Source organism: Microbacterium sp. K24, assembly GCF_004794465.1.
Classification (GTDB): Bacteria; Actinomycetota; Actinomycetes; order Actinomycetales; family Microbacteriaceae; genus Microbacterium.
The window spans coordinates 35,663-62,486 of the sequence record NZ_SSDJ01000126.1; the positions used below are offsets into that span (position 1 = coordinate 35,663).

Annotated in this window: 28 protein-coding genes; 19 read left to right on the top strand and 9 right to left on the bottom strand. The window is 69.6% G+C overall.

Going from position 1 to position 26,824, the window contains the following annotated elements; translation table 11 throughout:
- The first annotated feature begins 20 nt into the window (after window positions 1-20).
- Genes DW306_RS12685 through DW306_RS12705 form a run of 5 tightly spaced genes read left to right on the top strand, consistent with a single transcriptional unit; the run spans window position 21 to window position 5,667 of the window.
- A complete protein-coding gene (locus DW306_RS12685) occupies window positions 21-1,352 on the top strand; it encodes an extracellular solute-binding protein (RefSeq protein WP_136055957.1) in 1,332 nt (443 codons plus the stop codon).
- Window positions 1,349-2,335 (top strand): sugar ABC transporter permease, encoded by a 987-nt coding sequence (locus DW306_RS12690; RefSeq protein ID WP_136055958.1) that lies wholly within the window; start codon window positions 1,349-1,351, stop codon window positions 2,333-2,335. The genes DW306_RS12685 and DW306_RS12690 overlap by 4 nt, the downstream gene beginning before the upstream one ends.
- 2 nt (window positions 2,336-2,337) lie before the next feature.
- On the top strand, window positions 2,338-3,246 hold the full coding sequence (locus tag DW306_RS12695; RefSeq protein ID WP_136055959.1) for a carbohydrate ABC transporter permease: 909 nt from the start codon (window positions 2,338-2,340) through the stop codon (window positions 3,244-3,246).
- Window positions 3,247-3,301: 55 nt separating this feature from the next.
- On the top strand, window positions 3,302-4,573 hold the full coding sequence (locus DW306_RS12700) for a 6-phospho-beta-glucosidase (protein WP_136055960.1): 1,272 nt from the start codon (window positions 3,302-3,304) through the stop codon (window positions 4,571-4,573).
- On the top strand, window positions 4,570-5,667 hold the full coding sequence (locus tag DW306_RS12705) for a BadF/BadG/BcrA/BcrD ATPase family protein (RefSeq protein WP_168429318.1): 1,098 nt from the start codon (window positions 4,570-4,572) through the stop codon (window positions 5,665-5,667). Before DW306_RS12700 ends, DW306_RS12705 begins: the two co-directional genes overlap by 4 nt.
- A 6-nt stretch (window positions 5,668-5,673) precedes the next feature.
- Here DW306_RS12705 and DW306_RS12710 read toward each other — a convergent pair whose 3' ends face one another.
- Window positions 5,674-6,513, bottom strand: a complete 840-nt coding sequence (locus tag DW306_RS12710) for a hypothetical protein (RefSeq protein ID WP_136055962.1) — start codon at window positions 6,511-6,513, stop codon at window positions 5,674-5,676.
- Window positions 6,514-6,697: 184 nt separating this feature from the next.
- On the opposite strand from DW306_RS12710, the gene DW306_RS12715 reads away from it, so the two are divergent.
- From DW306_RS12715 to panB, 4 genes are read left to right on the top strand one after another with little or no spacing between them, the layout of a single operon-like run.
- Window positions 6,698-7,495, top strand: a complete 798-nt coding sequence (locus DW306_RS12715) for a Rossmann-like and DUF2520 domain-containing protein (RefSeq protein WP_136055963.1) — start codon at window positions 6,698-6,700, stop codon at window positions 7,493-7,495.
- Window positions 7,492-8,349, top strand: coding sequence for a pantoate--beta-alanine ligase (panC, locus tag DW306_RS12720; RefSeq protein ID WP_136055964.1), 858 nt, complete (start codon window positions 7,492-7,494; stop codon window positions 8,347-8,349). The genes DW306_RS12715 and panC overlap by 4 nt, the downstream gene beginning before the upstream one ends.
- Window positions 8,349-8,741 (top strand): aspartate 1-decarboxylase, encoded by a 393-nt coding sequence (panD, locus tag DW306_RS12725; RefSeq protein WP_136055965.1) that lies wholly within the window; start codon window positions 8,349-8,351, stop codon window positions 8,739-8,741. Before panC ends, panD begins: the two co-directional genes overlap by 1 nt.
- The gene (gene panB / locus DW306_RS12730) at window positions 8,738-9,607 is read left to right on the top strand and encodes a 3-methyl-2-oxobutanoate hydroxymethyltransferase (protein WP_136055966.1); all 870 of its coding nucleotides are present in this window, start codon (window positions 8,738-8,740) and stop codon (window positions 9,605-9,607) included. The genes panD and panB overlap by 4 nt, the downstream gene beginning before the upstream one ends.
- 145 nt (window positions 9,608-9,752) lie before the next feature.
- Here panB and DW306_RS12735 read toward each other — a convergent pair whose 3' ends face one another.
- Window positions 9,753-10,694 (bottom strand): NADP-dependent oxidoreductase, encoded by a 942-nt coding sequence (locus DW306_RS12735; protein ID WP_136055967.1) that lies wholly within the window; start codon window positions 10,692-10,694, stop codon window positions 9,753-9,755.
- A gap of 101 nt (window positions 10,695-10,795) precedes the next feature.
- On the opposite strand from DW306_RS12735, the gene DW306_RS12740 reads away from it, so the two are divergent.
- A complete protein-coding gene (locus DW306_RS12740; RefSeq protein ID WP_136055968.1) occupies window positions 10,796-11,296 on the top strand; it encodes a MarR family winged helix-turn-helix transcriptional regulator in 501 nt (166 codons plus the stop codon).
- A 165-nt stretch (window positions 11,297-11,461) separates the two neighbouring features.
- Here DW306_RS12740 and DW306_RS12745 read toward each other — a convergent pair whose 3' ends face one another.
- Both DW306_RS12745 and DW306_RS12750 read right to left on the bottom strand, forming a co-directional pair.
- Entirely contained in the window at window positions 11,462-11,686 is a 225-nt protein-coding gene (locus DW306_RS12745; RefSeq protein WP_136055969.1) for a helix-turn-helix transcriptional regulator, read from the bottom strand.
- Window positions 11,686-12,174 (bottom strand): DUF2975 domain-containing protein, encoded by a 489-nt coding sequence (locus DW306_RS12750; protein WP_136055970.1) that lies wholly within the window; start codon window positions 12,172-12,174, stop codon window positions 11,686-11,688. Before DW306_RS12750 ends, DW306_RS12745 begins: the two co-directional genes overlap by 1 nt.
- Window positions 12,175-12,275: 101 nt before the next feature.
- Here DW306_RS12750 and DW306_RS12755 point away from each other — a divergent pair, with 101 nt between their 5' ends.
- Window positions 12,276-12,842 (top strand): TetR/AcrR family transcriptional regulator, encoded by a 567-nt coding sequence (locus DW306_RS12755; protein WP_136055971.1) that lies wholly within the window; start codon window positions 12,276-12,278, stop codon window positions 12,840-12,842.
- A 95-nt stretch (window positions 12,843-12,937) separates the two neighbouring features.
- Entirely contained in the window at window positions 12,938-14,362 is a 1,425-nt protein-coding gene (locus DW306_RS12760; RefSeq protein ID WP_205814171.1) for an MFS transporter, read from the top strand.
- A gap of 24 nt (window positions 14,363-14,386) precedes the next feature.
- Here the strand turns inward: DW306_RS12760 and DW306_RS12765 are convergent, their stop codons facing one another.
- Entirely contained in the window at window positions 14,387-15,616 is a 1,230-nt protein-coding gene (locus tag DW306_RS12765; protein WP_136055973.1) for an MFS transporter, read from the bottom strand.
- An 81-nt stretch (window positions 15,617-15,697) separates the two neighbouring features.
- Here DW306_RS12765 and DW306_RS12770 point away from each other — a divergent pair, with 81 nt between their 5' ends.
- Window positions 15,698-16,003, top strand: a complete 306-nt coding sequence (locus DW306_RS12770) for a helix-turn-helix transcriptional regulator (RefSeq protein WP_136055974.1) — start codon at window positions 15,698-15,700, stop codon at window positions 16,001-16,003.
- A 20-nt stretch (window positions 16,004-16,023) separates the two neighbouring features.
- Here the strand turns inward: DW306_RS12770 and DW306_RS12775 are convergent, their stop codons facing one another.
- Both DW306_RS12775 and DW306_RS12780 read right to left on the bottom strand, forming a co-directional pair.
- On the bottom strand, window positions 16,024-16,782 hold the full coding sequence (locus tag DW306_RS12775; RefSeq protein ID WP_136055975.1) for an SDR family oxidoreductase: 759 nt from the start codon (window positions 16,780-16,782) through the stop codon (window positions 16,024-16,026).
- 196 nt (window positions 16,783-16,978) lie between these two features.
- Complete coding sequence (locus DW306_RS12780) at window positions 16,979-17,260, bottom strand: helix-turn-helix transcriptional regulator (RefSeq protein WP_136056027.1); 282 nt, start codon at window positions 17,258-17,260, stop codon at window positions 16,979-16,981.
- A 78-nt stretch (window positions 17,261-17,338) separates the two neighbouring features.
- On the opposite strand from DW306_RS12780, the gene map reads away from it, so the two are divergent.
- Window positions 17,339-18,112: a type I methionyl aminopeptidase gene (gene map, locus DW306_RS12785; RefSeq protein WP_136055976.1), complete on the top strand. Its 774-nt coding sequence runs from the start codon at window positions 17,339-17,341 to the stop codon at window positions 18,110-18,112.
- 14 nt (window positions 18,113-18,126) lie between these two features.
- Here map and DW306_RS12790 read toward each other — a convergent pair whose 3' ends face one another.
- Complete coding sequence (locus tag DW306_RS12790; protein WP_136055977.1) at window positions 18,127-19,704, bottom strand: glycosyltransferase family A protein; 1,578 nt, start codon at window positions 19,702-19,704, stop codon at window positions 18,127-18,129.
- Between the two features lie 141 nt (window positions 19,705-19,845).
- Here DW306_RS12790 and DW306_RS12795 point away from each other — a divergent pair, with 141 nt between their 5' ends.
- The 5 genes from DW306_RS12795 (at window position 19,846) to DW306_RS12815 (ending at window position 25,145) form a co-directional block, all read left to right on the top strand.
- Window positions 19,846-20,469 (top strand): PadR family transcriptional regulator, encoded by a 624-nt coding sequence (locus DW306_RS12795; RefSeq protein WP_136055978.1) that lies wholly within the window; start codon window positions 19,846-19,848, stop codon window positions 20,467-20,469.
- Between the two features lie 27 nt (window positions 20,470-20,496).
- Window positions 20,497-22,203 carry an AarF/UbiB family protein gene (locus tag DW306_RS12800; protein WP_136055979.1) on the top strand — a complete coding sequence of 569 codons (1,707 nt, stop codon included), beginning with the start codon at window positions 20,497-20,499 and terminating at the stop codon, window positions 22,201-22,203.
- 39 nt (window positions 22,204-22,242) lie between these two features.
- Window positions 22,243-24,195, top strand: coding sequence for a BCCT family transporter (locus tag DW306_RS12805; RefSeq protein ID WP_240747188.1), 1,953 nt, complete (start codon window positions 22,243-22,245; stop codon window positions 24,193-24,195).
- A gap of 81 nt (window positions 24,196-24,276) precedes the next feature.
- Entirely contained in the window at window positions 24,277-24,732 is a 456-nt protein-coding gene (locus DW306_RS12810; protein ID WP_136055980.1) for a nucleotidyltransferase domain-containing protein, read from the top strand.
- Window positions 24,729-25,145: a HepT-like ribonuclease domain-containing protein gene (locus DW306_RS12815; RefSeq protein WP_136055981.1), complete on the top strand. Its 417-nt coding sequence runs from the start codon at window positions 24,729-24,731 to the stop codon at window positions 25,143-25,145. Before DW306_RS12810 ends, DW306_RS12815 begins: the two co-directional genes overlap by 4 nt.
- Here DW306_RS12815 and DW306_RS12820 read toward each other — a convergent pair.
- Entirely contained in the window at window positions 25,090-26,667 is a 1,578-nt protein-coding gene (locus DW306_RS12820; RefSeq protein WP_136055982.1) for an SDR family oxidoreductase, read from the bottom strand. The genes DW306_RS12815 and DW306_RS12820 overlap by 56 nt on opposite strands.
- Between the last annotated feature and the right edge of the window lie 157 nt (window positions 26,668-26,824).

The following is a 26,824-nucleotide window of genomic DNA, read 5'->3' on the forward strand; positions in this document are numbered from 1 at the left end:
ACCCCAACGGAGGAGTACACATGCGCACTCGACCAGCAGCCCTCGCCGCGATCGCCGTGGCAGCCCTCGCCCTGACCGCCTGCGGCACGGGCTCGGGTCCGGCCGACGGCGGGGAGGGCGGACCCGACGACAAGACGCCGATCACGCTCTCGCTGTGGAGCTTCTTCACCGACCGCGAGGAGGGCGTGATCGACGCCCGCCTCGACGCCTTCGAGGAGAAGTACCCCTGGATCACCGTCGACCACACCGGCGGCCAGAACGACGACACCCTCCTGCAGGCCGTGCGCGGCAACACCGCACCCGACGTCGCGCTCTCGGGCAACAGCGAGGCCGTCGCCAGCTACTGCTCCACCGGCGTTTTCCAGAACCTCGAAGACCGCATCGCCAAGTCGGATGCCGACATCGACAGCATCCTGTCATCGACCCAGGCGTACACGTCGTACGACGACGAGCGCTGCGCGCTCCCGGTGATGGCCGACGTCTACGGCCTCTACTTCAACCAGGACATGCTGGATGCCGCGGGCGTCGAAGTGCCCACCACGTGGGACGAGCTGACCGAGGCCGCCAAGAAGCTCACGGTGCGCAACGCCGACGGCAGCATCCAGGTCGCCGGGTTCGTGCCGCTGCTCGACTTCCAGGAGAACAACGTCGCCACCTTCACCCCGGGCTGGGATCTCACCTGGTACGACGACGAGGGCAAGGCGGCCATGGCATCCGACCCCCAGTGGGCCGAGATGCTCGAATGGCAGAAGGAGCTCATCGACTGGTACGGCTACGACGACCTGCAGGCGTACGTCGCCGGCCTCGGCGCCGAGTTCTCGGCCGAGAACCCGCTGCACACCGGCCGCCTCGCGATGGCCGTCGACGGCGAGTGGCGCGTCGCGTTCATCGACGACCAGGCGCCCGACCTCAACTACGGCACGGCTCCGATCCCGACCGTCGACGAGGCTTCCTACGGCGGCGGCACGATCAGCGGCACCACGGTCGGCATCCCGCGCGGATCGAAGCACTCCGACGCCGCCTGGCTGCTGGCCGAGTACCTCGCGACCGACACCGACAACCTCGTCGACCTGACCCTCGAACTCCGCAACGTGCCCACCACGACCGCGGCGCTCGAGGACGAGAGCATCCGCACGATCGACCAGTTCAACGTGATGCTCGACATCGCCGGCAACGAGAACACCCGGTCGATCCCCGGCACGCCGGCCGGTGCCGCACCGCGCGAGCTCATCGGGCAGTGGCTCCAGGGCTGGCAGGCCGGCGACGAGAAGGATCTCGAGGCCGGGCTCGCCGGCGTCGCGAAGCAGATCGACAGCCAGATCTCCCAGGCCTCCGGAGGGAACGCGCCGTGACCACGGCGCCCGTCACCCGGAGCGGTCAGGCGACCACGTCGCCCGACCGCTCCGGGGCGCTCCGCAGGCGGAAGCGGCGGCAGACCCTCACGGTCCTGGCTTTCCTGAGCCCCGGCCTCATCGGGCTCGTGCTGTTCTTCGGATACCCGCTGCTCGCGAACCTCGCCTACTCGTTCACCCGGTTCGACATGGTGAACCCGCCCGAGTTCATCGGGCTCGCGAACTACCAGTTCATGTTCGACGGCGATCAGCAGATCGGCACCGCGATCCGCAACACCCTCGTGTTCTGCCTGGTCTCCGTTCCGGTGCAGCTGATGTTCTCGCTCGGCATCGCCGCGACTCTGGCCCGCATCCGCTCGGGCGCCGGTATCTACCGCACCCTCTTCTACCTGCCCACTCTGCTGCCGCCGGTGGCCGCGGCGATGACCTTCTCGTTCGTGCTCAACCCGGGCACCGGGCCGGTCAATGCGATCCTCGGCGCTCTCGGCCTGCCGAAGCCGCTCTGGTTCAGCGACCCCTCGACATCGCAGGTGTCGCTGCTGCTGCTCACCACCTGGGGCGTCGGCAACACGATCGTCATCCTGCTCGCCGCGGTGCTCGAGGTGCCGCTCGAGATGCAGGAGGCCGCCCAGCTCGACGGCGCGAACGGCTGGCGTCGCTTCTGGCACATCACCCTGCCGACGATCTCGCCGGTCATCCTGTTCTCAACCATCATGGGCGTGATCGGCAGCCTCCAGCTGTTCTCGCAGCCCTACGTCGTCAGCACCGTGATCGGCGGCGGATCGGGCGTGACCGCCGACAACATCGGCTACCCGCAGAACACGCTCCTCTTCTTCACGGAGGTGCTGTACCAGCAGGGCTTCCGCTACTTCAACATGGGCTACGCGGCGGCGCTCTCGATGGTGCTGTTCGCCGTGACCCTCATCGTCACGGTGGTGCTCATCCGCGCCACCCGCGGCCGCGTGCACGGAGAGGAAGGCTGACCATGACCGCCATCATCGATCGACCCGCCGCCCCGGCATCCGGTCGTTCTGCCGCACCGTCGCCGCGCACGTCCCGCGCCCGCGCTCGCCGCCAGAGGCTGCTCGCGGCCGTGGGACGTCATGCGATCCTCATCGCACTGCTGCTGATGTTCCTCGCCCCGCTGCTGTTCATCGTCACCACGGCGCTGATGACCGACCAGCAGGCGCTCACGAGCCGCATCTGGCCCGACCCGGTGAACCTCGCCAACTTCGTCGAGGTCTTCGAGAAGGTGCCGCTGCTGCGGTACATGGCCAACACGCTGCTGATCGCCGGGTCGAGCACCCTGCTGGCTGTGGCGTCGAGCATCCCCGTCGCCTACGCGCTCGCGACGTTCCGGTTCCGCGGACGCCGCGTGCTGTTCGTCGCCGTGATCGCCGCGATGATGCTGCCGCCGCAGGTCACGATCGTGCCGCTCTACGCCGCCTACGCGCAGCTCGGGCTGGTCGGGTCCCCGCTGCCGCTCATCATCCCGAGCCTGTTCGGCGACGCCTTCACGATCTTCCTGCTGCGGCAGTTCTTCGTGTCGGTGCCCCGCACCTACCTCGACGCCGGCCGCATGGACGGCGCCTCCGAGCTGCGCCTGCTCTGGACCGTGTTCCTGCCCATGGTGAAGCCGGCCATCGCCGCGGCCGCGCTGTTCGCGTTCTTCTACAGCTGGAACGACTTCTTCAATCCGCTGCTGTACCTGGCCTCGAACCAGGAGTGGTACACCTTGTCGATCGGGCTCTCGCAGTTCCGTTCGGTGCACTCCGTGCAGTGGAACCTCACCATGGCGGCCACCCTGCTCTTCGTCATCCCGGTGATCGTGCTGTTCTTCTTCGCCCAGAAGCAGTTCGTGCAGGGCATCGCGCTGTCCGGAGTGAAGGAATGAGGGCGGCAGCATCCGCTCTCCCAGCCATCGACGAACGATTCGGAAGGATCCCCACATGAAGGTCGCGGTCATCGGCGCCGGTTCCACCTACACCCCCGAGCTCGTCTCGGGACTCGCCGCCCAGCACCACCGTCTCGCGGTCGACGAGCTCGTGCTCATGGACGTCCACGCGGAACGCCTGTCGGTCGTCGGCGAGTTCGCGAAGCGGATGCTGGCGCACCAGGGCCTCGAGACCCACGTGACGCTCACGACGGATCGCACCGAAGCCGTGACCGATGCGGATGCCGTGCTCATCCAGCTGCGCGTCGGCGGGCAGGCCGCGCGGCTCGGCGACGAGACCTTCCCGCTGGACTGCGGCTGCATCGGGCAGGAGACGACCGGTGCCGGCGGACTCGCCAAGGCCCTGCGCACGGTGCCGGTGGTGCTCGACATCGCCGACGAGGTGCGTCGCCTCGCCAAGCCCGACGCGTGGATCATCGACTTCACCAACCCGGTCGGCATCGTCACGCGGGCGCTGCTCGACGCGGGGCATCGGGCGATCGGGCTGTGCAACTACGCGATCGGCGTGGAGCGGTGGGCGGCAGACCTGCTCGACGTCGAGCCGTCGCGTGTCTCGGTCGACCCGGTCGGACTCAACCACTTCTCGTGGACGCGCCGCATCCTCGTCGACGGCGAAGACGTGCTGCCCCGTCTGTTCGACGAGCGGATGCCGGAGGTGCTCGAGAAGTACCCGTTCCCGGAGGAGCTGGTCCGGCTGATCGGCGCCATCCCGTCGTACTACCTGCAGTACTACTACTTCCACGATTCCGTGCTCGAGCGGCTGCGCGCCGAGACGCCGCGCGCCACGGTGGTCGCCGAGCTCGAGGCCGAACTGCTCAAGCAGTATCGGTCGCCGCTCCTTCTCGAGAAGCCCCCGCAGCTCGCGAAGCGCGGCGGCGCCTTCTACAGCGAGGCCGCGGTCGACCTGCTCGCCTCGCTGTACGCCGAGGAGCCGACTGCCCACGTGCTGAACGTGCGCAACGCTGGGCTCATCCCGGGGCTCGCCGACGACGATGTGATCGAGACCCGGTGCCTCGTGAGCGCCGCGGGTGTCGTGCCGCAGCCGCAGGCCGCCGTGCCGCCCGAGCTGCTCGGACCGATCCAGCACGTCAGCGCCTACGAGCGGATCGCCGTGAAGGCCGCGCTCTCGGGCGACGTCGACGATGTGCGCCGGGCGATGCTCGCGCATCCGCTCATCGGCCAGTGGGAGAAGGTCGAGGGCCTCGTGCCGCGACTGCTGGAGTCGAGCGCCGCGCACCTGCCGCAGTTCTCGGTCGAGGTGTCGTGACGGAGCCGTCTGCCGTTCGGAGGGGATCCGCCGTTCGGAGGGCCGATTCGCGGGATTCGTCCTCCGCAGCGCAGATCTCCTCCGAAGCGCTCGGCGCTCCCGGCATCCACGCCGCGGCCATCGACGGCGCCGGGCTCGTGCTCGGCGTCGACGTGGGCAACTCCAAGACGCATGTCGTCGTCGCCGATCGCGAGGGTCGGGTGGTCGGTGTCGCTTCGGGCCCGGGGTTGCAATCAGGGCTGGGTGGACTCGACACGATGCTGACCCCGCTGATCGACCTCGCGGAGAGGGCGAGCGGTGCACGGTCGGGCTTCGACGCGGCGTGCCTCGCGCTTGCCGGCATCGATCTGCCCGAGCAGGAGCAGGCGATGACGCGGTTGGCCGCCGAGGCGTCGCTCGCCGAGCGGATCACCGTGCTGAACGACACATTCGCGCTGCTCCGCACCGGACCCGATCGCGGAGACGGCGTCGCCGTGGTGGCGGGCGCCGGCATCAACTGCGTCGGCGTCCGCGGCGACGTGCACGTGCGCTATCACGCGATGGGGACGGTCAGCGGCGACTGGGGCGGCGGCATGGAGCTGGGGCGTGAGACGCTCTCCCTCGCCTGCCGTGCCGAGGACGGTCGCGGCGAGCCCACGGCGCTCTCCGACGCCGTCCCGCAGCATTTCGGTCTCGAGCGGCCGCTGCAGGTGACCGAGCAGATCATGCGCGGGGAGCTGTCGGAGCATCGCCTCGTCGAGCTCGCGCGCGTTGCGCTGGAGACCGCGACGCAGGGGGATGCCGTGGCGCAGACTCTCGTCTCCCGCGTGGCCGACGAGGTCGTGACGTTCGTCGAGACGACCCGACGCCGGCTCACGTGGCCGGACGATCAGGGGCCGTTGCCGGTCCTGCTCGGCGGAGGGCTGTTGCAGTCGGGCAACGAGTTCCTGCTCGGGCGGATCCGGGAGCCGTATGCCGACGGCGATCGCGCGACGATCTCGGTCGCGACCGTGCCGCCGATCGTCGGATCGCTGCTGCTGGCGTACGACCTGCTCGGCGGGGATGCGCCGGATGCGGGGGAGCTGGCGGGACAGGTGGAGACGGCGCTCGCCTAGCGGAAGTCAGACGTCCAGCAACGCGCGCAGGTCGGCGAGGGAACGCCCGTAGGCGAGCTGTGCGACGCGTGCGGCGAGTTCGGACCGCACCTGAACGACCGTCGCCCCGTGCGACATCCACCGGCCACCGGATGCCGTGAGCTCCAGGCCGGGAAGGGGCTCGGCGTCGGGCAGCTCGGCACGCCCTGCCGCGGTGCGCGCCGAGGCCCCGAGCATGCCGATCAGCCAGGCCTCACCGAGGGCATGCGGCCGGATCGAGGCGATCGGTCCGCCCCGTCCCCGGAAGACCTGGAACATGGTGTCTGCACGTCTCACCGTCCAGGTCTCGCCGCCATGAGTGAAGTCGCAGGCGACGTCGGCGTGCAGGGTGATGTCGGCGCCGTAGTGCCGGAGGGCGTCGACACACTCGGCGCTCAGGAATCGGCCGTCGAGTTCACGCTCGCGACGGCGGAGTTCCGCCCGGTACTTCTCGCGGGCGATCGGGGCGTACTCCTCTTCGAGTGCGCGCCGATCAGCGCCGACCCCCTGCGACAGCCGGTCGAAGAGCCAGGCCGGGTCGATCTGCACGAAGTAGCGGAAGAAGACATCGACCGGTCCGCGGGTGAGCTTTCGGTCGGCGACGAGCAACTGCACACCGTGGTCGACCGACCACACCGCAGTGGTCACGCCGTCGACGACCGCGACCCACGACCAACCGGACGAACGGATCTCGGGGGATGCCAGCTCGAGGGCAGCCCGGAGCAGCGTTCCCCGGGGAACCGACAGGACGCCGGCGTGAGAGACGACGTCATCGCCCATGGCGACACTGTCGCGATCGACGTGCAGCTCGATGGTGCGGTGGAACATAGGGGGAGCATAATCCGTGCGATGCCCGGGAGATCAATATGACGCTCAAAAGCGGACATGGTTCACACTTATGACAATCCACAGGCCACCTATGGCTGTTCAAATGCTCCCAGATTTGGAGCGAACGCCGCTTCGGGCGGATACTCATGGCATCCGCGTCACCTCGATCCGACCGGCATCCACCATGAATCCTGCCCCTGCTCTCGCGCCTGGAACGACCATCGCCGTCATCGGCGCCGGACGGCTCGGCGGCGTTCTCGCCCGGAGTCTTCGAACGGCCGGATTCGCCGTTCTCGGACCTCTTCGCCGCGACCAGTCGATGCCGTCCGCCGACATCGCGCTGCTCTGCGTTCCGGATGCCGCGATCCCGGCCGTCGCCTTCGTCGCGCGTCCGCACGTCCGGCTCGTCGGACACGTCTCCGGCGCGACGTCACTCGACGACGTCGACTTCAGCATGCATCCGCTGCAGACCTTCACCGGTACGGAGACGCCCGACGTGTTCCAGGGCATCGGCGCCGCGATCGCCGGGCGCACGCCCGAAGCGCTCGCCACCGCCGACCGGCTGGCCCGCGCGCTCGGCGCCGAGCCCTTCTCCGTCGACGACGAGCACCGCGCGAGCTATCACGCCGCGGCATCCTTCGCCTCGAACTTCGTGCTCACCGTGCTCGACGCGGCCGAGCAGCTCGCGACGACCGCCGGCATCGACCGCGCCCGCCTCGCGCCGCTCGTCCGCCGTACTGTCGAGAACTGGGCGACCACCGGTGCCCCGGATGCGCTCACCGGACCCGTCGCCCGCGGCGATGCGCGGACGATCGAGCGCCAGCGGGATGCCGTCGAAGACGCTGCGCCGCACCTCGCGCCGCTTTTCACCGAACTCGTCAGCGCGACCCGCGCCGTCGCCAGCCGCGCCACCAGGAAGCCGGCGATCGGCTCGGAGGCCCCGCCGACCGTGGTCCCCGAACCCGAGGCGGCATCCGAATGAAGATCCTCCGCACGATCGCGGATGTCCGCGCTGCCGTCCGCGAGGCGCGGAGCGACGGCAGGACCGTCGGACTCGTCCCCACCATGGGCGCCTTCCACGACGGCCACCTCTCGCTCATGCGTCGTGCCCGCGAGCAGAACGATCTCGTCGTCGTCTCGCTCTTCGTCAACCCGACCCAGTTCGGCGCGAATGAAGACCTCGGCGCCTACCCGCGCGACGAGGCTCGCGATGCCGCGCTCGCCGAGGCCGAGGGCGTCGACATCCTCTTCGCGCCCCCGGCGTCCGAGATCTACCCCGACGGCTTCGCGACGAACATCCACGTCGCGGGCCTCACCGACGTGCTCGATGGAGCCGCGCGCGGACCGCACCACTTCGACGGCGTCGCCACCGTCGTCACCAAGCTGTTCGGCATCGTCCGGCCCGACGTGGCCTACTTCGGGCAGAAGGATGCGCAGCAGGTCCTCGTCGTCCGTCGCGTCGTGCGCGACCTCGACCTCGACGTGCGCATCGAGGCGTGCCCGATCGTGCGCGAGGCCGATGGACTCGCCATGAGCTCGCGCAACGTCTACCTCGACGCGGACGCCCGGGCACAGGCGACCGCGCTCAACCGGGCGCTCGACGCCGCGGCATCCGTCTTCGAAGCGGGGGAGCGCGACGGCGACGGCATCCTCTCCGCTGCAGGCCGCGTGCTCGCCGACGCCGGGATCACGCCTGAATATCTCGAACTGCGCGATGCCATGACGCTGGAACCGGTCGCGCGCGTCGAGGGCGACGCCCTCCTCGCCGTCGCCGCCCACGTGGGCGCCGCGCGGCTGATCGACAACCACCTCCTCTCTGCACCGAAGGACGCCTGATGCGCCGCACCATGCTGAAGTCGAAGATCCACCGCGCGACCGTCACCGGCAGCGACCTCCACTACGTCGGCTCGATCACCGTCGACCCCATCCTGCTCGAGGCCGCCGACATCCTGCCGCACGAGCAGGTGCACGTCGTCGACGTCGACAACGGTGCGCGTTTCGAGACGTACACGCTCGTCGGAGAGCGCGGATCCGGAGTCATCCAGGTCAACGGCGCCGCCGCGCGCCTCGTGCACACCGGTGACACGGTCATCGTGATCTCCTACGCCGACTACTCGGCGGAAGACCTGGGGGACTACGCGCCGCGCGTCGTGCACGTCGATCGCTCGAACCGCATCATCCAGGTCGACGACGCCGTGGACCGCCTGCTGACCGAGGCTGCCCGATGAGCGCGCACGCGGCTCCCCGGAAGCGCGTCACCCTGGCGAGCCTCGCCGCCAAGAAGGATGCCGGTGAGCCCATCGTCATGGTCACCGCCTACGACCACCCGAGCGCGCAGATCGTCGAAGAGGCCGGTGTCGACATGGTGCTCGTCGGCGACTCGGCCGCGATGACCGTGCTCGGCTATGACAGTACGGTCCCGGTGACGGTCGACGAGATGCTCATGCTGACGAAGGCCGTGCGGCGGGGTCTCACTGTGCCGCTGCTGGTCGGCGACCTTCCGTTCGGGTCGTACGAGGCATCCGACGAGGTCGCGATCGCGACCGCGCAGCGCTTCGTCAAGGAGGCCGGCGTCGACCTCGTCAAGATCGAGCGCGGCGGGTCGACGGTCGATCGGGCGCGGGCGCTCGTGCGCGCCGGCATCCCCGTGGTCGGTCATGTCGGCCTCACCCCGCAGACCGCGACGGCCCTCGGCGGCTACCGGGCGCAGGGACGCACCGCGGATGCCGCGCTCGCCGTGATCGACGACGCCCTCGCGCTGCAGGATGCCGGCTGCTCGATGCTCGTGATCGAAGCGGTGCCGTCGGAGGTCACGGCCGCCCTGGTGGCGCTGCTCGACATCCCGGTCATCGGGATCGGAGCGGGAGCGGATGCCGACGGCCAGGTGCTCGTCTTCCACGACCTGCTCGGCCTGTACGACGGCGGTGCGGCGAAGTTCGTGAAGAGGTACGCGTCGTTGCGTGAGTCGGCGGTTGCCGGTGTTGCGGATTACGCGGCCGAGGTGCGTGGCGGCGTGTACCCGGGAGTCGAGCACGGGTACGGGATGCCGGTGGACGAGGCCGCGCGGATGCGGGAGCTGCTCGCCGATCGGTAGCCGCGGCATCCGCTGTACGCCTAGGGAGGAGATTCGCGCTTCGGGAGGACAGAATCCCGGATTCCGTCCTCCCGAAGCGCACATCCCCTCCCGGAGCGCACCCGCGCGGATCCCGAACACAGCGGATGCCGCGCCACCCCCGACCTCACACGTCAGCATCCGGAATCGCGATCACCTTGCCGCGGAGCGTCCCGGTCGCCGCCTGCGCGTGGACCTCGGCCAGCTCGCTCAGCGGGATCCGTCGAGCGACCTCGACCCGCAGCTCGCCGCCGTCGACCAGCTCGACGAGCTTCGCCAGCTGCGCGACCTCCGACCGGACGAACACCGTGTGCGCCGAGACGCCGCGCGCCTCGTCACCCGGGGTGGTCATCCACGCGGTGGTCGACACGACCGCGCCGCCGTCGCGCACCAGGGGCACGAGCACCTCGAACTCCGACGGCTCGATCGGCGCGAGGTTCAGCAGCACATCGACCGGCTCCGACACCGCGTCGGTGAGCGAAGTGCGGGAGTGGTCGATGACCTCGTCGGCGCCGGCATCCGTCACGCTCGCCCGGCTGCGGTCGCTCGCCGTCGCGATGACGTACGCACCCGCGCGCTTCGCGAGCTGGATCGCATACCCTCCGACGGATCCGCCGGCGCCGACGATCAGCACCCGCTGACCCTCGATGAGCCCGCCCTCGTCGAAGAGCGCCTGCCACGCGGTGAGACCGATCGAGGGGAGTGCGGCGGCATCCGCCAGAGGGATGCTGGTTGGCGCGGCTGTCAGGACATCCGCCGGCGTCACGACGTATTCGGCGGCTGAGCCGTCGGCCGTCATCGACAGGAAGCCGACGACCGCGTCGCCCGGCTGGAACGCCGTCGCGCCGTCGCCGATCGCGTCGATCGTGCCGGCCACGTCGTATCCCGGGGTATGCGGGAGGGCCACGGGGAACGGGAGCGTGCCCGAGCGGATGCCGGTGTCGGCGGGGTTGAACGCCGATCCGGCCACGCGGATGCGCACCTCGCCCGCACCGGGCTCGGGAGTGTCGGCATCCTCGTAGCGCAGCACCTCGGGGCCGCCGGTCTCGTGGAATCGCAGAACCTTCATGATCTTCTCCTGTTACTTTCGCGAGTTGTGCTTCGAATTCGAAGCATCTGCTGACGAAGATAGCACTGCTTCGGATTCGAAGCAACTGATACGCTCAGAACATGACGACGGCACCGCGGCATCCGACTCCGACGCAGCTCGACGCGTACTTCTCCCTCATCGAGGTGAGCAGCCTGCTGCGCCACACGGTCGAGCAGCAGCTGAAGGATGCCGGCGACCTCAGCTATGTGCAGTTCCAGCTGCTGGCGCGGCTCGGGGATTCACCGACGGGCAGCCATCGCATGACCGACCTCGCCGACGGCGTCGTCTACAGCCGGAGCGGGCTCACGTATCAGGCGCAGGTGCTCGAGCAGCGCGGGCTCGTCACGCGGGCGCCCTCGCAGGAGGATGAGCGCGGCATCACCGTGACCCTGACCGACGAGGGGCGCGCGGTGCTCGCGAAGGTCTTCCCCGGGCACATCGCCGTGCTCGACGAGTTGTTCCTCGAGCCGCTCTCCGACGACGACGTCGCCGTGCTCGGCAGGGTGCTCGGACGGGTCCGCGACCACATGCGGCAGAATCCGCCGCGCTCGGCGGCACCGCGGCGGCGCAAGTCGCTCTGACCCGGAGCGGCTGAGCGCGGGGTGATCGTCGCGGTCGCGTGGTTGTCGTTCGGCGGTACATCTGCAGGCAGATTTCACGGATGCAGGTCCAGAATGCGTTTCTGGACCTGCAACTGTGTATCCCGCCGACAAAATGACCAGCGGATGCTGCGCCCCGAGCTTCGCCTACGCGTCGGCGGAGTCTGCCTCCGCTTCCCAGCGCAGCAGGTCGCCGGGCTGGCACTCGAGCACCTCGCACAGGGCGTCGAGCGTGGTGAAGCGGACGGCCTTCGCGCGCCCGTTCTTCAGCACCGCGAGATTGGTCGGGGTGATGCCGATGCGCTCGGCCAGCTCGCCCACGCTCATCTTGCGGCGGGCCATCATCACGTCGATGTCGACGACGACGGGCATCAGATCACCTCGTTATCGAGCTCGGAGCGGAGGGTCTGCGCCTCGGCCTCGCGGTCGATCGCCTGACGCAGAAGCGCCTTCATCACGACGACGAGCAGCGCCATGCCGCCGAGCACGACGCCGGCGCCGCCGAGCAGCGCCACGACTCCGGGCGCCGTCGTGCCGGGGGCGAGGATCGCCGCGAGGATCCAGGTGAGGGCGGCGGCCACGAGGATCGCCCCGATGATCACGTTCACGGGACCGAACGAGGACTCCGAGAAGATCGATCCGCGCCGCACCTTGTTCAGCAGCAGCCAGACGCAGATGCCGAAGACCTGCAGCGTCGCGACGCCGATGACGACGATGCTGACGAACACGATGCGTCCCCAGAGCTCCTCCTCGCCGAGGTCGAGCCACAGCAGGGGAGCGATGAGCGCCTGCACCGCCACTGATCCGACCAGCGCGATCACGATCACGACCCGCAGCACGACGATCGTCACTTTGCCCATGGCCCCACCTTTCATCGAAGAACAGCAGGAATCTATCGTTTATCGACAGATTGCGCAACTCGCGCTTGTTGCCGCGAAAGAGTGAGTGTACAGTCACTCATATGGCTCCGACCCGCAGCTCCATCCTCTCCACGGCAGACGCCCGGCGTCCCCTCGTGGCGACGGCAGCGCTCGCCGAGTTCGCCCGCGGCGGCTACCATGGCACGACCGTGGCCGACGTCGCCCGTGAGGCGAAGATCTCGCCGGCCTACGTCTTCAAGCTCTACGCCGGCAAGGAGGCGCTGTTCATCGCCGCGCTCGAGGCGTGCTTCGAGGCGATCCTCGTCGCACTGGAGGAAGGGGCGGATGCCGCTGCCGACCAGACGCCCGAGGCGATCCTCGACGCCATGGGTGACGCGTACGCGCACCTGATCTCGGATCGGAAGCTGCTCATGCTGCAGGTGCATGCGCAGTCCGTCGCCGAGATCCCCGAGATCGGCGCGGCCCTGCGCGCGGGTCTGGGTCGCGTGACGACCTACGCGCAGAGTCGCTCGGGCGGCTCCGACGAAGACGTGCAGCGCTTCATCGCCTTCGGCCAGCTGTGCCATCTCATCGTCACCACCCAGCTCGACGGACGCCCGGAGGAGTGGGCGACCCTGTTGACCCGCGGCATCCGCCACCCCGACTGAATCCCACCCGGCCGAATCGGTCTTCTCGCCGCTTCGGCCATCTGTTTGTCCATAAGAGTGAGTGAGTAATCACTCATCCACCGAAAGGAACGATCATGACATCTCTCACCACCGCGTCGACGGCCGCGGCGACGCCGCCCCGCAGTTCGCGCCGCTGGCTCGCCCTCAGCATCCTCGCGCTCGCGCAGTTCCTCGTGGTGCTCGACGCCTCCATCGTCAACATCGCGCTGCCGGTGCTCGGACGCCAACTCGGCATGGACACCGCCGCCCTCGCCTGGGTGATCACCGCGTACGTGCTCGCGTTCGGCGGGCTGCTGCTCCTCGGCGGGCGGCTCGCCGATCGGTACGGGCACCGGCGCGTGTTCCTCATCGGTGCGGGCGGGTTCGTCGCGGCATCCGCTCTCGCCGGACTGTCGCTGTCGGCCGAGATGCTGCTGGCTGCCCGCGCGGTGCAGGGAGCATCTGCGGCTCTGCTCGCACCGGCCGCTCTCGCACTGCTGACGCAGCTCTTCCCCGATGCGAAGGAGCGCACGAAGGCGCTCGGTGTGTGGGGAGGCGTCGCCGGCATCGGATCCGCAGCCGGCGTGCTGCTCGGGGGCGTGCTCACGGCGGCGCTCGGCTGGCAGTCGGTGTTCTTCGTGAACGTTCCGGTCGGCGCGATCGTGCTCATCGCCATCCCCCTTCTCATCACGCGTGACGGCGCTCGAGCGCAGGGACGACTGGATGCCGCCGGAGCCGTCACCGTCACGGCCGCACTCGTCGCCCTGGTCGGTGCCTTCAGCGCGGTCGAACAGCTCGGGTTCCTGCATCCGCTGCCGCTCGTGCTCTTCGCCGCCGCCCTGGCGCTGGGAGCCGTGTTCGTCGTGATCGAACGCCGCACCGCCGAGCCGCTGGTGCCGCTGTCGGTGTTCCGCCACCGCAACCTCGCGCTCGGCAACGTCGTGATGCTGCTGGGCGGAGCCGCGATGGTCGCGCTGTTCTTCGCGCTGTCGGTCTACATGCAGGCCGTGCTCGGCTACGACGCGCTCGCCGCCGGACTCTCGCAGCTGCCTCTCGCCGGCGCCCTCGTGGTCGTCGCCGGCATGGTGCCCGCGCTGATCGCCCGGCTCCGCACGCGTCCGGTGCTCATCGGGTCGCTGCTCGTGCTCGCCGGCGGGCTCATCTGGCTCGCTGCGGCGCCGTCGGATGCCGCCTTCCTGACGCAGCTCCTCGGACCGACCCTGCTGATCGGCGTCGGCCTCGGTGGCGCGTTCGTCGCCACGACGCAGCTCGCGGTCGACGGCGTCGACGGTGGCGAGGCCGGGCTCGCCGGCGGACTGATCAACACCAGTCAGCAGATCGGCGGCGCGGTCGGCCTGGCCGTGCTCGGGACCATCGCCGGCCTGCGCACCGCGACGCTCGAGGCGGGCGGCGCCACGACGGCGGATGCTCTCACCGGCGGCTTCGCCTGGCTCTTCCTCGGTGCGGCCGCGCTGGCCGTGGTCGGCGCGGGTGTCGTGGCGGTGTGGCGGCGGGAGTGAGCAGCGGATGCCGCCGCGTCCGGGTCAGTCCGCCCGACGTGCGCGTGAGACCAGCGCGACGAGGGCGAGCACGATCACCACGACTCCGTAGCCGATGCACACGGCCTCGAGTCCCACGACGCCGACGAGCGAGCCGGCGATCACGGCGGGAACCCCGAAGGCCAGATAGGCCAGCAGGTAGATGACCGCGAACGTGTCGGCGCGCTGCGTCACCGGGATGCGCGGGGCGAGCGAGGCGACGACGCCCGAGAATCCGGTGCCGAAGCCCATGCCGGTCACCGCGGTCGCGGCGAGGTAGAAGGAGAGCGACCCGATGCCCAGGGCGATGAGCGACAGCGCGGTTCCGACCGCCAGTGCCGCCGTGCCGAAGACGACCAGCGTGCGCGGCGACCGTCGCCGCATCACGAAGGCCGTGATCGCTCCGACGCCCGCGAGCATCGCGACCGCGAGGCCCTGCCAGAGGTGCGCGTCGCCGCCGAGCTCGTTGTGCACGATGTTGGCCCCGAGCGAGAGGAAGAGTCCGCCGGTCGCCCAGCCCGCGACGACGGCGGGGGCGGCGCGCCAGAAGTCGGCGCGGATCGCCGTGGGGATCGAGAGGCGGAAGCTGAGCGACGCCCAGACGCCCGGCGTGCGCGGCGCGGTCTCGGGCGCCAGCAGGAACAGTACGGCGAGGGCGACGTAGGCGATCGTCAGCGGAGCGAACACATCGAACAGCGGAGCATCCGCCAGGTCGAGGATCACGCCCGACAACAGGGCGCCCGCCGCGAGTCCGATGCCGGGGCTGAGGGCGTTCCACAGGGCGGCGGTGCGCGCGCGTCCGCCGGGAGCGAGGTCGAGCACGGCGGCGGAGAGGGCCGAGATGAGCAGACCGCTCGCGACGCCCTGCAGGATCCGGGCGAGGAACAGCAGCGGCACGGCATCCGCGTGCCAGAAGAGGAACATGCTCGCCGCGAGCAGCAGGAATCCGGCGATCGCGACCGGGCGTCGTCCGATGTGGTCCGAGACGGAGCCGGCGGTGAGGAGCGTCAGCAGCAGAGCCACGGCGTAGACCGCGAAGACGGCGGTGATGACGATCGCGTCGAAGCCGATCGTCTCTGCGAGCACCGGGTAGAACGGCGACGGCGCGCTCGCTCCGGTCATCATGATGATCTGCGCGATGATCGCGAGGACGAATCCGAAGCGGGCGCGACGCGGTCCGTCTGCTGGCGCTCGCGCATCGAGCGATGGGCGGACGATCGGCTGGGTCGTGGTCATGCGCGCTCCTCTGAGGTTCGAGAATCATCGAACTATCGGAGCGTACTCGCCATCCCGCGATTGTTCAACTATTCTCGAACTATGCCAGGCGATCTTCCTCACCCGGAGCGCTCCGAGATCCAGCTCACGGACGTGCTCTTCGCGCTCAGCGACCCGGAGCGCCTGGCGATCGCGCGGCAGCTCGCCGATGGTCCGCTCGACATGGCCGCCTGCCACGCCACCGACCCGAACCTCCCGAAGTCGACGAAATCGCACTTCATGAAGGTGCTCCGCGAGGCCGGCGTCATCCGCAACGAGCCCAACGGACGTCGACGGATGCTGACGCTGAGGCGCGACGACCTCGACGAGCTGTTCCCGGGGCTGCTGGACTCGGTGCTGCGGGCGTAGGCGGGGCGGCGCGAGCCGGATCACCGGAAGTACGACGCGCCGTTCAGGTCGAGGATGCTGCCGGATGCCCACGTCGACTGCCCCGAGGTGAGGTAGGCGACGGCATCCGCCACCTCCTCGGGCGTCCCGACGCGGCCGAACGGGCTCTGGCTGCGGACGCGCTCGCCCGAGTCGCCTTCGAGGAGCGACGCCTGACGATCGGTCGAGATCACCCCGGGCGCGACCGATGTCACCGCGATCCCGTGCGGGGCCAGCGCGAGCGCCATCGACTGCCCGAACGCCTGCAGCCCGGCCTTGGTCGCGGCATACGCCGGGTGCTCCGCCTCCCCGCGGAACGCGCCGCGCGAACCGACGTTCACGATCGACCCGCCGGCGCCGCGCTCGATCAGGTGCTGGGCCACAAGCATCGTCACGTTCGACGCCCCGAGCAGATTCACCGCCACCATCCGCGCCCACGACTGCTGCCAGTGCGCGTACGACGTCGAGCCGACCGGATGCGCGTTGGCCTCGTTCGGCGCGACCGCGGCGTTGTTGACGAGGATGTCGAGCGTCCCGACCGCGGCAAGAGCCTCGGCGACCACCCGCGCCGCATCGACCGGGTCGCCGATGTCCCCGCCGACGACCGCGTGGCCGGTGCCGTCAAGCGAGGCGAGGGTCTCTTCCGCCGCAGCGCGGTCTGAGGCGTAGTGCACGACGACGCGGTCGCCGCGACGGGCGAACGCCTGCGCGACGGCACGGCCGATGCCGCGCGAGCTGCCGGTGACGAGGGCGTGGGCCATGGGGAACTCCTTGAGCGCGAGGTTGTCTTCGAGAGCCTTTCACGTCGGAGCGTCGGGCTGGCTACCGCTCCGGCACGTCGACCGTGCAGTGCTGTGCCGCCGCACGCGCGAGGCCTCGAGCATCGACGCGGACCACCGGAGTGCCTGCAGCGCCATCCGTGGACGGATCCGCGAGAAGGCCGACCGTGGAGGAGAGCTACGACGCGACACGCCGGCCGGTCGTGCGCGACGCGGCATCCGCCCCGATCTCGGCCCATACGGCGTCGAGCGAGATACCGAGCACGTCGGCGATCGCCGCGATCGTCGAGAACGCGGGAGTCGCGACGCGGCCGGACTCGATCTTGCGCAGCGTCTCCGGCGAGACCCCGGCATCCAGCGCCACGGCCAGCATCGACCGCTCGCCGCGCGCTCGCCGCAACAGGGCGCCGAGGCGCTCGCCGCGTTCGACCTCGGCGGGGGTGAGCGGCATCCGGACCATCATGACGCCCATACTAATCCCGGGATAGTATTACCGGTATAGTTATCGGCATCCGAGCGCCGAGACCTGGGAGAAGACGTGATCGAGATCCTGACCGACGCCGAGCTCGCCCGCGCGAGAGACGCCGGCGCGCTCGTCGGCGAGATTCTGCAGACGCTGAAGAAGCGCGCCGTGGTGGGCGTGAACCTGCTCGACCTCGACCGGTGGACGAAGCAGATGATCGAAGACGCCGGAGCGACGTCCTGCTACGTCGACTACGCGCCGTCCTTCGGCCGCGGACCCTTCGGCCACTACGTCTGCACGGCCGTGAACGACGCCGTGCTGCACGGCATGCCGCACGACTACGCCCTCGCCGACGGCGACCTCCTCACCCTCGACCTCGCCGTCACCCTGCGCGGGATCTCGGCCGACGCCGCGATCAGCTTCATCGTGGGCAGCGCCCGCGACCCGCGTGATGAGGCGATGATCGAGGTGACCGAGCGCGCGCTCGCCGCCGCCATCGCCGCCGCTCGACCCGGTGCTCGGATCGGCGACATCTCTCACGCGATCGGCACGGTGCTGAGCGCGGCGGGCTACCCGATCAACCTCGAGTTCGGCGGCCACGGCATCGGCTCGACCATGCACCAGGATCCGCACGTCGCGAACGACGGGCGTCCCGGCCGCGGCTACACGCTCCGCCCCGGCCTTCTCCTCGCCCTCGAACCCTGGGTCATGTCCGACACCGACGAGCTCGTGACGGATGCCGACGGCTGGACCCTCCGCAGCGCCACCGGATGCCGTACCGCCCACACCGAGCACACCATCGCGATCACCGAGGACGGCGCCGAGATCCTGACCCTGCCCCGGAACTGACGCCAGCCCTCGCGTTACCGGCGTGCCAGCTGCCGCACCCGCCGCACGGACTTCCCGGCGAGGTCGCGCAGCCGTCCCGAGCCCGACCGATGCAGCTCGACGGCGCCGCCCTCCGTCGCAGTGATCGTCACCGCACTTCCCGCGAGCAGCGGCGACCCCCCGGCGCGCGCGAGCACATCGGCCTCCGCCGTCACCGGAACCGCGAACGTCCACCCCGCCCGACGCACCTTCGCGGTCAGTCGCAGCGCCGCGGGCGCCGCCTCGCCTCCGAACACCTTCAGGGGATCGATCGCCACGCGGATCGTGCCGCCGTCGCGCAGCTTCGCGTTCACGATGCGGCGCTCCATCCCGGGTTTCTCGCCCTCCAGGAACACCTCGATCCGGTCGTTGCGCAGCTCGCGTCCGGCGACCAGTGCGCCAGCCGGCAGGTCGTCGAGCGACTCCAGCGGCAGCGACGTCAGCCGTCCCGTCTCCGCCTCGAACACGAGAGCCTCCCGGCCCCCACTCGTCACCGTGGTCGTGATCGCGAGATGCAGCCCGCCGCCCCGTGACCACTCCGCGGAGCTCACCGCTACCCGCGCCTTCAGTCCCGCTTCGAACTCGGCGAATCGCACCAGGTCGTCTCGCCGTCCGGCGCGGAGCAGCGCCACGCGGATGCGCTGCGGGAAGGCGAGCCCGGCATCCACGCCCGGGCCGAACCGCGCCGCCACGAGCGGCGTGACCACGTCGAGCAGCCGCGTCCGGTACTCGGCCGGATAGCGCAGCATCCGCTTGCCGCTCAGCCGCTTGAGGATCTTGCCGCGCAGCCAGTGCCGCAGCAGACGATCCCGCGTCCGGCCGGGCTCGGTGTTCGCCTCGACGATGTCGAGCACCGCCTCGAGGTGCGGGTAGTAGCTCTCCGGATCGATGCGCGACGAGCTCGCACTGCCCGGATGCTTGACCCAGGCGTAGCAGGGCACGCTCGCCAGGATCGAGATCGTGCGGGCCGCGAAGTACGCCTGCATGACGTAGAGGTGATCTTCCAGCCGCACCCGGCCGACGGGGAAGCGGATGCCGTTCTCGCGGAGGAACGAGGTGCGGAAGAGCTTGTGCGGCGTGAGCATCTCGAGCAGCGGGTCTTCGCCCAGCTTCGCGTCGGGGATGTCCTTCCGGAAGATGCGCGACGGCAGCGGGCGTCCGATCCCGACCTCCCGCCCGACGACGACATCGGAGGCGTGCGCGTCGGCATACTCCACGAGCTTCTCCAGCGCGGTGTCGAACAGGTAGTCGTCCTGGTCGACGAACTGCACATAGTCTCCCCGCGCGGCCGCGACGCCCTCGTTGCGCGGCGTGCCCGGCCACCCGGAGTGCGGAAGCGCGAGCACCCGCACGTTCGCGTGGGCGCGCTCGACCTGCTCGAGGCGGCGCTGCGTCGGCTCGTCGGAGCCGTCGTCGCAGAGCAGCACCTCGAACTGCGACGCGTCGAGGCTCTGCCGTTCGAGCGAAGCGATCAGGTCGTCGAAACTGGGGCCTGGGTTGAACACGGGAACGACGACGCTCACCCGGACGGACGGCGGGCGGACTTCGGCAGAGGCTTCAGCAGAGGGAGACATCCTCTCGAGTCCATCATCAGCGGCTGTGAGGTTCACGGGGATTGCCTTTCCGCCGGGCGTGTGCTGCGCGAATTCCCACCCAACCCTCAGACTGAACGATATATCGTTGACTATCGTTCACCGCAGACCCAGGAGGTCATCATGAACAACTCATTCCCCTTCGGCGCATCCGGCAGCAGCAACGCCGACAACCCGCTCGGCAACATCTTCGGCACCGGCGGCCTCGGTGGCGCGAACGGTCCGGCGGGCGCGCTCTTCGAGGCGATGGACCAGCTCCGCAAGTCGTTCGAGCAGCGTCCCTCCGGCGGCTCGCGCATGGCCCGTGGCGATGTCCGCGCCGCCGTGCTCTCGCTGCTCGCCGAGAAGCCGATGCACGGCTACCAGATCATCAACGAGATCGCCGAGCGCAGCGGCGGATCCTGGAAGCCGAGCGCCGGTTCGGTCTACCCGACCCTGCAGCTCCTCGCCGATGAGGGCCTCATCTCCGCTGAGGAGCAGAACGGTCGCAAGACCTACTCGCTCACCGAGGCGGGGCGCGCCGTCGCCGGCGAGACCACCGAGGCCAAGGCCCCGTGGGAGCCCGCCGCCGGCAAGAGCGATCACCGCAACGACCCGCGCTTCACCGCCCTTCCCAAGGCCGGCGTCGATCTCGCGAGCGCCGCGGCAGCGGTCGGCAGAAGCGGTTCGCCCGAGCAGGTGCAGAGCGCCATCGACATCCTCGACGACGCGCGCCGTAAGCTCTACTCGATCCTCGCCCAGGACTGACCCCGGGGTGAAGAAGGAGACCCACCGATGACGGATGCTGCGGCACAGGGCGTCCACCGAGCCCGCTACCGCCGCATCCTGTCGTTCGCCGCGCGCGAGTTCGTCAAGATCTGGTGGTTCGAGCTGGTTCTGCCGCGATTCGGCATGACCTCGATCGCCGAGCGCACCCGCGGCCCGCGGATGCAGAAGTTCGCTCGCCGGTTCCACGGGCTGGCGATCGAGCTCGGCGGCCTGATGATCAAGGTCGGCCAGTTCATGTCGTCGCGCCTCGACGTGCTGCCGCCCGAGATCACCGCCGAGCTCGAGGGTCTGCAGGACGAGGTCCCCGCGGTGCCCTTCGCCGACCTCCGCGTCGTCGCCGAAGCCGAGCTGGGGATGCCGCTGTCACAGGCCTATGCCTGGTTCGATGAGACGCCGGTGGCGGCGGCATCCCTCGGTCAGGCGCATCGCGCCCGGCTGTCGGAGGTCGACGCGTCGGACACGGGACTCGAGAACGTCGTCGTGAAGGTGCAGCGTCCGGGCATCGACGAGATCGTCGCGGTCGACCTCGCCGCGCTCCGTCGGGTCGGCCGGTGGCTGACCCGCGTGCGCCTCGTCGCCGACCGCGTCGACGCGCCCGCGCTCGTCGAGGAGTTCGCGCACACGAGCCTCGAGGAGATCGACTACCTGCACGAAGCCGCGAGCGCTGAGCGGTTCCGCGAGAACTTCGCCGACGACGCGCGCGTCGATGCCCCCGAGATCGTCTGGGAGCGGTCGACCCGCCGCGTGCTGACGCTGTCGGACGTCACCGCGATCAAGATCAACGACACCGACGCGCTCCGTGCGGCGGGCATCGATCCGACCGAGGTCGCCGCCGTGTTCGCCGAGGTCATGTTCGACCAGGTCTTCACGCACAGCTTCGTGCACGCCGATCCGCATCCGGGCAACATCTTCGTGACGCCCGTCCCGAACGCGACGTCGGATGCCGGCGGGCTGAACTTCCGCCTCACCTTCATCGACTTCGGGATGATGGCCGAGGTTCCCGACAATCTGCGCAACGGACTGCGCACACTCCTCATCGCGGTCGCCGGGCGCGACAGCCGGGGACTCGTGGCCGCCGCGAAGGAGATCGGCGTCCTGCTGCCCTCCGCCGACACCAATGAGCTCGAGCGCGCGCTCACCACGCTCTTCGGCCGCTTCGGCGGCATGGGGTTCGCCGAGCTGAGCAAGGTCGATCCGCGGGAGTTCAAGGACTTCGCCGACGAGTTCGGCGACATGGTGCGTTCGCTGCCGCTCCAGCTGCCCGAGAACATGCTGCTGCTGATCCGCGCGGTATCGCTGACCTCCGGCATGTGCAGCGGTCTCGATCCGTCGTTCAACGTGTGGGATGCCGCGGAGCCCTACGCCGGCCGTCTGCTGCGCGACGAGTCGGGCAACCTGATCCAGGACATGGCCCAGCAGGCCATGGCGACCGCGGCCATCACGATGCGCCTGCCTCGTCGCATCGACGACATCATCACGCGCATCGACGACGGCAACGTGTCGTTCGACACCTCGCGGCTGGAGCGCCGCCTCGACCGCCTCGAGGGCATCGCGCGCCGCATCGCCTCGGGGGTGCTCTTCGCCGCGATGCTCGTCGGCGGCGCGCTCCTCGTCACGCCGCTGCCTCCGCTCGGCATCACGCTGATCTGCGTCTCCGCGCTGCCGCTGCTGCACGCCGTGTTCGCGGGGATCGGCCGGCGCGGACCCCGCTAGATCCGGCACCGGAATACCGCCATGGGAGAATCGCTTCCCATGGACACTCGCGACGAGAAGCCACCCGCACGCTCCGAGGCAACGGGCACAGTCCGTCAGCCGGGTCGAGCGGCGGAGACCGCGAAGAAGATCGTCCGTGACATCGCGGCCGTCCCGCCGCGCAGTGTGCATCCCGCGCTCGTCCCCGGCGTCTCGGTCGAAGAGACGGGCCGCACCTACCGCACCGACACGCTCGTGTTCGGCGTCGCGCTCACCCTCGTGGTCGCGTTCATCGCCTGGGGAGTCCTCGCGGGCGACAACATGTCGGGCACGACGTCGACCGTCCTCGCCTGGGTCGTCGAGTACTTCGGCTTCTTCTTCACCACGATCGCCACGATCATCCTGGTCTTCATGCTGTTCATCGGCTTCAGTCGTTACGGCCGCATCCCGCTCGGCCGCGACGACGAAGAGCCCCAGTTCTCGATGTTCTCGTGGATCTCGATGCTGTTCGCAGCGGGTATGGGCATCGGGCTGGTGTTCTGGGGTGCGGCCGAACCGCTGACGTTCTTCGAGACGCCGCCGCCCGGCACCGTCGAGGCGAACACGCTCGAGGCCATGCACACCGCGCAGGCGCAGGTGCTCTACCACTGGGGTCCGCAGGCGTGGGCCTTCTACGCCCTCGTCGGCGGCGCCATCGCGTACGGCGCCTTCCGTCGGGGTCGCGCCCCGCTGATCTCGTCGATCTTCGCGCCCTTGCTCGGGGAGGGCCGCACGGCCGGACCGGTCGGCCGCACGATCGATATCTTCTCCATCATCGTGACGCTGTTCGGCACCGCCGCATCCCTCGGGTTGGGCGCCCTGCAGATCGGGCACGGCGTCGAGATCGTCAGCGGCATCGGCGAACTCGGCAACGGGGTGCTCATCGCCGTCATCGCCGTTCTCACCGCCTGCTTCATCGCCTCTGCCGTCTCCGGCGTCTCGAAGGGGATCCGCGCGCTGTCGAACATCAACGCGGTCGCCGCTCTCGTGCTGGCCTTCTTCGTCTTCTTCGTCGGGCCGACGCTGCTGATCCTGAACGTCATCCCCTCCGTCGCGGTGCAGTTCCTCGGAGACCTGCCCGGCATGGTCGCCCGCTCCGCGTCGCAGGGCGACGAGGCGCAGATGTTCCTGTCGAGCTGGACGATCTTCTACTGGGCGTGGTGGATCTCCTGGTCGCCCTTCGTCGGCATGTTCATCGCGAAGATCTCCCGCGGTCGCACGCTCCGCCAGTTCGTGTCGGTCGTCATCCTGGTGCCTTCCGCGATCTCGCTGGTGTGGTTCGCGATCTTCGGCACGACCGCGATCCAGCAGCAGATGGACGGCGCAGGCCTCATCGTCGACCCACCGGAGGAGGTGCTGTTCGGCGTGCTCGAGAACCTGCCGTTCCCGCTGATCTCCAGCATCCTGCTGATCCTTCTGATCTCGATCTTCTTCATCACGGGCGCGGATTCCTCCTCCCTGGTGATGGGCACCCTCTCGCAGCAGGGGCGGCCGGAGCCGTCGCGCTGGGTGACCATCGTGTGGGGATCGCTCGTGGGCGTGATTGCGGCGGTGCTACTCGTGTCGGGCGAGGAGGGGAGCGGGCTGCGCGCGCTCCAGAACGTCACGATCATCGCGGCGCTGCCGTTCGCGGTGATCATGGCGTTCATGATGGTCGCGTTCATGAAGGATCTGCGCCGCGACCCGATGATCCTGCGCGAACGGTACGCGCGCATGGCCGTGCGGCACAGCGTGATGGCGGGTCTCGAGGAGTACGGCGACGACTTCGCGCTGCGGCCGGTCGAGTACGACCACTCCGAGGACGATCTCGCCTGGATCGACGAGTCCACGGTCGACGACAGCCTCGCGGAGGTCTACGAGGCTGCGACCGAAACGATCGACGTCATCCCCCACGCGGATGCTGCCGCCGAGGGCACCTCGACTGCCGGGCTCGCGGAGCAGACGGCCGAGGCGGCAGACAGGCCGGACGCGTGAGCCCGCAGGCGTGACGAGCCACGCTCTCTGCCGCGGCCCCATTTCCTGTACAATAATCTGTACATATTTTGAGGAGTGGCGATGGATGTGACTTCGGTGTCCGATGCTCGCGCTGGCCTCTCGCGCATCATCGGGTCGTTCCGCGAAGGATCAGCAGTGCCGGTGATCATCGGATCCCACCGCCGGCCGGAGGCCGTTCTCCTTCCCTTTGCCCGCTATCGCGCGCTCACGGAGGAGAAGCCGACCGCGGTCGGACTCGATCGATTGCGGGAGCTCAGGTCGCTCATCCAGCGCTTGGCGTCGGCATCCCATCTCGACGATGTGCAGGTCTACGGCTCCATCGCTCGCGGCGACCAGACCGAACTGAGCGACGTCGACCTGCTGGTCACGCCGCGAACAGAGGCGACGATGTTCGACATCGCGCAGTTCGAGATCGACATGGAGACGCTGCTGGGTGTGCCGGTGTCGGTCGTCAGCGCGGCGGCGTTGCGTCCTGAACGCGATGCGGCGATCCTGCGAGAAGCGGTGAGGTTGTGAACTCCGCAGATCGCGTCGACCGATGGCTCGCGGATCTTCGCGACACGCTTGCTCGGGCGGCCCGACTCGCCGAGCGCGGCCGAGATGCGTTCGATGAGGATGACGCACTGTCGCTCGCCTTCGAAGCGCTGTCGAATCGCATCGGTGAGCTCGCGAAGCGACTCGTCCATGCCGATCCCGCGCGCTTCGCCGACCCGGTGTGGCGCCAGGCGGCCCGCAACCGCGACTTCGTCGTGCATCGTGACGACCGCCTGGACGGCGAGCTGCTGTGGCGCACGGTGACGACGGCCTTTCCCGTTCTCGAGGGGCTGGTGCGCGCCGAGATCGGTGCAGCTGCCGATCGGGAGACTCCCGCGATCACGAAGGGTCGTGACCCCGTCCCGTCTTCGTCCCCGTCTCGGCCGCAGCCGTGATCCGCGCCGCCATGCCCGCGAAGATGAACCCGTGGAACGGCAGCACGGCGAGCCAGTACAGTCGTCCGCTCAGCCCCCGCGGGAAGAACACGGCCCTCTGCTCGTAGCGCGCGCCGGCTCCGTCGGCGATCGCCCGCAGCTCGAGCCACGCCTCGCCGGGCACCTTCATCTCGGCGCGGAGCCGCAGCAGCCCGGCATCCTCTTCGCCCGAGTGCGGCTGCGACACGGCCTCGACGCGCCAGAAGTCGATCGCGTCGCCGATGCGCGCCGCGGTGCGGTTGCGTCGACCGCGTCGCAGCCCGACGCCGCCGACCAGGCGGTCCATCACCCCGCGCACGGCCCACAGGAACGGCGACGAGTACCACCCGTTCTCTCCGCCGATGCCGATGATCACGCGCCAGAGATCGTCGACGGATGCCTTCGTCTCGAGCGACCGCGCATCGGTGAACACCGTGCGCCCCGCCCAGTCGGGGTCGCTCGGCAGCGGGTCGCTCGGCGCCCCCGATACCTCGGAGTCCTGCCAGCTGGTCTCGATGTTGTCGGCGTTGACGCGACCGAGCGCGAGGGCGACCGCCCGGCGATACGGGGTGAGACCTCCGTCGGGCCGGGGGATGAGGTCGTCGACCGTGCGGTCCTTCACCACGCACTCGTTCTGCAGCGACGCGACGAGCGGACGCGCGATCGACCGCGGAACCGGCGTCACGAGGTTCACCCAGTGCGAGGCGAGCCACGGCGTGAGCACGGGCAGCGAGGCGATAGCCCGCTGCCGCAACCCGGCCTCGACCGCGTATCCGTTCATCATCTGCCCGTACCGCAGCACGTCGGGCCCGCCGATGTCGACCGCGCGGTTCACGCTCTCGTCGACCCGGGCGGCGCCGAGCAGGTAGTGCAGCACGTCGCGCACGGCGATCGGCTGGATGCGGTTGCGCACCCACTTCGGCGCGGGCATGTACGGCAGCACGTCGGTGAGGTGCCGGATCATCTCGAACGACGCCGACCCCGAGCCGATCACGACTCCGGCCTGCAGCACGAGCGTCGGCACTCCGGAGTGCAGGAACGTCTCGCCGACCTCCACGCGCGACCGCAGGTGCGGCGACAGCTTCACGTCGTCGGGATGCAGGCCGCCGAGGTAGACGAGCCGGTGTACTCCCGCGCGGGCCGCGGCATCGGCCACGGTCGTCGCGGCGCGCTCGTCGCTCTCTTCGAATCCCTTGCCGGCGGTCATCGAATGGATCAGGTAGTAGACGACGTCGACGTCGTCGACGGCCTCGGCGACGGCATCCGCATCGTCGGCCGACCCCTCGACGATCTCGCAGTCGGGACCCCAGGGGAAGGATGCCGCGCGCACGGCGTCTCTGGCCAGCACCCGCACCCGGTAGCCGGCGTTGAGCAGGCGCGGAGTCAGTCGTCCGCCGATGTAGCCGGTCGCGCCGAGCACGAGCGCGCGCGGTGCGGAGCCGTCTTCGCGGGGGACGGCGCGCAGCGCCTCTTCGCGTCCGGTGGGCTGGGTGAGCTCGGTCATGGGTCGAGGTTATGCCGGACCGGCGACAGGGAGAAGCGGGTGGCGCGCGGCCGGTCGGAGATGTAAGGCGGCAGTGGTGTGCAACTCGAGGGTTGCATTCAAGCCGAGGATGTGCAACTCTGGAATTGCAGATGAGTGGTGATCCCACCGCTCCGCG